Annotated in this window: 6 protein-coding genes; 1 reads left to right on the top strand and 5 read right to left on the bottom strand. The window is 32.1% G+C overall.

Going from position 1 to position 5,513, the window contains the following annotated elements:
- Positions 1-356: 356 nt before the first annotated feature.
- Positions 357-515, top strand: coding sequence for a hypothetical protein (locus ACYUCW_RS17500; RefSeq protein WP_004247025.1), 159 nt, complete (start codon positions 357-359; stop codon positions 513-515).
- Positions 516-803: 288 nt separating this feature from the next.
- Here the strand turns inward: ACYUCW_RS17500 and ACYUCW_RS17505 are convergent, their stop codons facing one another.
- From ACYUCW_RS17505 to ACYUCW_RS17525, 5 genes are all read right to left on the bottom strand, one after another.
- Positions 804-1,304, bottom strand: coding sequence for an anti-virulence regulator CigR family protein (locus tag ACYUCW_RS17505; protein WP_004247792.1), 501 nt, complete (start codon positions 1,302-1,304; stop codon positions 804-806).
- A gap of 146 nt (positions 1,305-1,450) precedes the next feature.
- Positions 1,451-2,206 carry a class I SAM-dependent methyltransferase gene (locus tag ACYUCW_RS17510; RefSeq protein ID WP_004247023.1) on the bottom strand — a complete coding sequence of 252 codons (756 nt, stop codon included), beginning with the start codon at positions 2,204-2,206 and terminating at the stop codon, positions 1,451-1,453.
- 264 nt (positions 2,207-2,470) lie between these two features.
- Complete coding sequence (lpxL, locus tag ACYUCW_RS17515) at positions 2,471-3,397, bottom strand: LpxL/LpxP family Kdo(2)-lipid IV(A) lauroyl/palmitoleoyl acyltransferase (RefSeq protein WP_017827330.1); 927 nt, start codon at positions 3,395-3,397, stop codon at positions 2,471-2,473.
- Between the two features lie 456 nt (positions 3,398-3,853).
- Positions 3,854-4,066, bottom strand: a complete 213-nt coding sequence (gene cspE / locus ACYUCW_RS17520; RefSeq protein WP_004247021.1) for a transcription antiterminator/RNA stability regulator CspE — start codon at positions 4,064-4,066, stop codon at positions 3,854-3,856.
- A gap of 414 nt (positions 4,067-4,480) precedes the next feature.
- A complete protein-coding gene (locus tag ACYUCW_RS17525; protein ID WP_163748711.1) occupies positions 4,481-5,338 on the bottom strand; it encodes an alpha/beta fold hydrolase in 858 nt (285 codons plus the stop codon).
- Positions 5,339-5,513 lie beyond the last annotated feature (175 nt).

Raw genomic sequence — 5,513 nt, forward strand, 5'->3', positions numbered from 1 at the left:
CTACCATACTACTTATATAAAAAATTTCAAATGAAGTATGGTTAAAATATAAATTATACAAAATATAATACCTCTATATTTACGGAGTAATTTTTGATATTAATTATTGAGATTTATAGCACTAAATAGAATATTTGCAGAAGGTAGTTCTGATAAAAAATTTATCTCAAGTACTTTATCCTTATTTTTTAGTCTGTTGACGGGAAAAAAACAAGAAAAATTGCAATAAAAACGCTCCATACAGATCACATTTAATAAGTGAGGGTATTAATAGCCATCAAATGATATTAATTATCATTTGCATTTAGTCAATATCCCTACTATTGTTATCTCTTCTACTACTAAGGAGAAATATCATGGTTAAACCAACAATGTCATTACGCTCTCAACATGTTAAGAATTTAGCAAAAAAGATAAAAAAAATGCGTGCCATAGAAAAGGCGATTAATTGTAATAAAGAAGCAGATCTACTTGTTATTATTAATAAAAACCCAACACTTGTTTTTATAAAATAGCTAATTACTTGGTTTTTTATATCAATAAATAGTAGTCACAATTTTAGTGGGGTTGACAACTCAAATGATAATGATTATCTTTTAACTCGTGAATAGTTGAGTGCGTTACTCGGTCTTTCACAACGACATTGCTCACATTGCTTCTAGTATTTATTGACCAACTCTCCTAGCGTTGGTCTTTTTTTTATTTTTGCATTTCAATAAACATAAAACCTTCCCTGTTAGTAGGAAGGTTTTATAGTTTTGAAGCAGATATAACATGACATTAAAATGAGGCTATGTTTTACCTTAATCAAAAACATTATTAATAACAGAGGCAATAATTGATGTAGTTATTGCGATTAACACCAAATCATTACCCACTATCTGCCATTCATATCCATCGTAATGCGGTAACTGACTTAGCATAATGCTGGGTACGGCTTTTTTCGCAATACCTGGAGGTAATGGCTTACCTCTTGTTAAATTCTTTGCTATTCCCGGAGGAAGGCCTTTATATCCAGTTAGATTGTTCTTTATTGCTAATGCTCTTGCATCATCATAAGTGATTGAGACAGAGAGCCCTCCTCGACTATCAATACGCAGTTGTGAAGAAAATCCATCTTGTTGGTTTACGTTCTGATGTCCTTTATTAAAACCGTTGTTACCTCTTTGATTTTGATGACTATGAGGATTACCGTTTCCGTTTCCATTACCTTTACCATTTCCAGGATCGGCGAAGGAATTCAAAGAAACCATAAAGGTCAAAGTAGCTATTAAGCCATGCTTTAATAAAGTGGGTATTTTCATGTGAGTTATTCCTTAAAAGGACGCCTTACAACGTTATAATTCCACACATAAAAATACAACTGCCAATATTCTGATTAACTTTAGAAAGGCGAAATAAATGAGGCTATAAAAAATTAGCTTTAAATACAGCCTCTTATTATTTAATGCTATTTTTTATACGCTTCAAAAGTCATAATTTCTGTCGTATTACTGGGGGTTTGCAGATACTGGTAATCGGCTGATATTGTGATCTGTTTAAAACCAATCAAGCGTAGTATTTGTTCAAATTCAGACACACCAAACCATTTTAAGCTGAAAACTTCCCATTCACTTTCAATGATCTTGCCATCTCGCCATTTATCATAACGATGGTGTGAAGTAGTTAACTGATTTATATAATCAATTTCAGCATTAATTATCTGTAAGGTAATTAGATCGCCTTCTGGTGTATTAAATTGGCGACTAGTACATTCACCTTTAACAAAATGATGGGCAAGACTAATATCAACCAATAAGCGCCCACCAAACTCAAGCGCTTGATAACACTGTTTTAAGGCTTGGATCGCCTGCTGTTGGGTATTTAATAAGAGGAATGTCCCTGTAGGAATAATAATAGCCTCGACAGGGGTATTGACTTCAAAAGTGACTAAATTATTTTGAGTTACGTAGTTGGTTGTAAACCCATGCTCGATTAGATTTTTCTTACAAAATTCAAGCATCTCTTCGGAAAGATCAAATCCCTCAATATTAAAACCTGATTGCAATAAAGGGATAAGGATACGTCCTGTTCCTACTGCCGGCTCTAAAATTTTACCTTTAACATCTTTTAATCGCTGTTGATAGTATTCAACATCGCCGAAACTGCATCCTATCGGTTTATCCAATTGATAAACTTGAGCCGATAGAGAGTGATAACTCTGCATAATATCCCTTAGTCTGTACCAATTTTTATGTATCTTATTAAAAACAAAAAATTATACAAGGCACCAAGGCATCTAGAGTAGGCCTTTACATTACCCTCACACTACTTATCCCCTTATAAACTTTAAGGTTGACAATCTAGTTGAGAATGATTATCTTTTAACTCGTGAATAGTTGAGTGTTTTACTAAACTATTTGCAACGACATTGCTCACATTGCTTCCAGTATTTACTGTGACCAACACTTAATGTGTTGGTCTTTTTTTATTAATAAAAACTGGCTTCACCTTTGGGTCTGGTCTTAAAACGTCTATGAGCCCATAAGTATTGCTCTGGCGCTCGCATAATCTCAATTTCAATCAGATGATTCATTCTATCTGTATCATTTTGAATATTTTCTGTTGGATAATTATGAAGCTCTTTACCTATAATTAAGCTATATTTTTTATCATCATGACCATGGTTACGTACCAATGTTACCGTTAAAGAAGGAGCTCCTGATAACTTTGCTAATATAACAGCACCTTTTGAAGTAGACGTTTCCTTAACCGAAAAAAATGGTGAAAAGGTGGTTCCTTTTAAACCAAAATCTTGATCTGGTGCAAACCAAATGGCCTTCCCTTTTTTTAATTCAGTGACCATAAACTTTAAATTACGTCTATCAATCATACCTTTATTAGAACGGCATCTTGCCCTAGTTTGAATAAACTCCATCGCTTTATTATTATGAGGCCGATACATTGCGTTTACAGGGAAGCACAACCCCATAATACGTCCTCCAAGCTCCAACGACATGGAGTGAATACCAATCAACAAAATACCGGTATGCTTTCGATTAGCCTCAGTAAAATTTGTTATTCCATCGACTTGATAGATATTTTTCAGTCTGTTATCGCTCCAAAACCATGCCATGCCAGTTTCGAATAGAGCGATACCTAATGCTGATAAATTTTCCATAACTAGCTTATCGATATCTTTTTTACTTTTATTCGGAAAACATAACTCTAAATTTTTCTTTATTATCGAAACTCTTCTTTTAATAAAAAAACGCGATAGTAATCCTAAATGTTTTCCTAAGAATAAAAGCCACGTGTAAGGTAATTGTACTAATAAAAAAAGAATAAATACGCCTAGCCAAGTAAGAAAATATTTAGGGTGTAACAGATGTAGTGAAAAAGAATTTTTAGCGTACACAAGATTTGTCCTTTCGTCACTTAAAAGACTTCTTTTAAGCTTAAGTTAATTTAGACAACAGTTATTTAAGATAGTTTATTTAAGATAAGTTACTTAGTGAATACCACTTAATAAAATTTATCATTTATCTTATATAAGTTTATTTTAAACGGCTTTTTCCTATTCTTTTCTTAAAGAAAAACTACCAGTCATAGCTTTATTTTCTGATTGCTTTTATTCTAATCTTTTTGGAAAAATATGTAATAGCAAAGTAAGTAAAATTATTTTTATTTTCTTTTTTTATGTATGGTGAATATTTACCAAACTTTAATAATATCAGTTAGAATAAAATTTATTTTTATTAGCAAATAATAGATATAAAAAAACCTCACATCAGTGAGGTTTTTCAGTTATTTCGTCTAGTAAGATACACTTATATAAGTATCTTTAAGTCTTAGACGCAATAATCCATAATTATTACAGACCGATAACATTAGCAGCTGCTGGACCTTTTGCACCATTTTCAATAGAAAATGATACTTCTTGGCCTTCTTTCAGTGATTTAAAGCTATCGCTTTGAATTGCTGAAAAGTGAACAAATACATCTTTGCTACCATCTTTAGGTGTGATAAAGCCAAAGCCTTTATCGTCGTTAAACCATTTTACTGTACCAGTCATTGTATTAGACATAGAATTTCCTTTAATAAATTTAGTTATGCCATAAGGCTAATTGCGGTTTGATTTCGGATTTTTACTTATGGGTACTATTTGAAGGAATTCGCAACGAAGAGGTATCAAGGATAGCGCTAAACGGTGAACTACTAAAAACTGGACTAACATAAATAGGTCTGTACTTCCAAACCAATGACGCTATTAAGTCATAGAATTTATTTTATAGCAAACTATTTTCACTTTTATTTTTTATAGAAGTGTAAATTTATTTTTTATTTGATTTATTTACCATGAAATTGTTAACTTTTACAAATAGATAGCTATTTATTGGGAATAAACCTACTAAAAGTAGATACTGATAATTTTACAAAACAATCAATATCTACTGATATATTTATACCATCTACTGTTTTTATTGCTTATTTGCTCAGATTAACTAATAAGATTAGTTAAAATCTGTGATGTTTTAGTCCACAACAAAGAGCCACCTTCATTATCATAGACATAACGTTGTGCATGGGGAAAACGTTGAGACAATAACTTGCCAAAATCAGGCGAGTGAACAGTACTCGTATCCTTTAGTCCATACCATAATGTTGTAGGTGTGCTAATCATTTCTGGAGTAAATCCCCAAGGTTGCATCGTGATTAATAAATCTTGAGCATAGCCCTTATTTCCATATTTAAATGCTTCTTTCATACAAGCTTGATAAACCGGAAAAAATTTATTTTCTTGATAAAGAGCCAAATCAACATCAGCACTATAATTCAAAATAAAATCCATTAACCAGTCAGTGGTGATATTTTCAATGATCCAGGTCTTTAATCCATCAGGATCGAATAATGCCTGTTGTTGCATATTAACCACATCACTGGACAACAGTTTTTTTATTTCAGGATAATCTAGTTGATCTTGACCAGCAACAATTGCCAGCTTATCCACTTTACCATAGTAACAAATGGCCATTGCAAAAACAGCACCTTGAGAGGATCCTATCACACTGATATTCTTAATATTAAGATATGCTAATAAGAATAATACATCGCTAGAAAACGATTTTAATGTCTTTTTAGGATCAAAGGTTGATTCACCTAAACCAGGACGAGTCGGTGTAATAAGTCGAATATTTAACTTAGTTAACAGATCAGCATCCATACTTAATAGCCCACTCATCCCTGCACCTGTGCAGAATAATACCGGTTGACCATCTGATGGGCCAGATTCATACCAAGTTAACGTTCGATTATCTGGTAATAACAATGCATGTTTTTCGGCACTTGTAACCTTCATTAGACTGTATCCAAAATTAATTTATAGATAGAATACCCGTCATTAAAAAAATGATAGATATAATAAGTATTTTTCAGTTTCTTATTAAAACTGATATTAAAATTAATATTGAAACTAGCTAAGGATAAGATTTCATTTTAACTCTCAGTATGCATTGATTTATACAGTTATATTT

The organism is Proteus sp. MB838 (assembly GCF_054767435.1).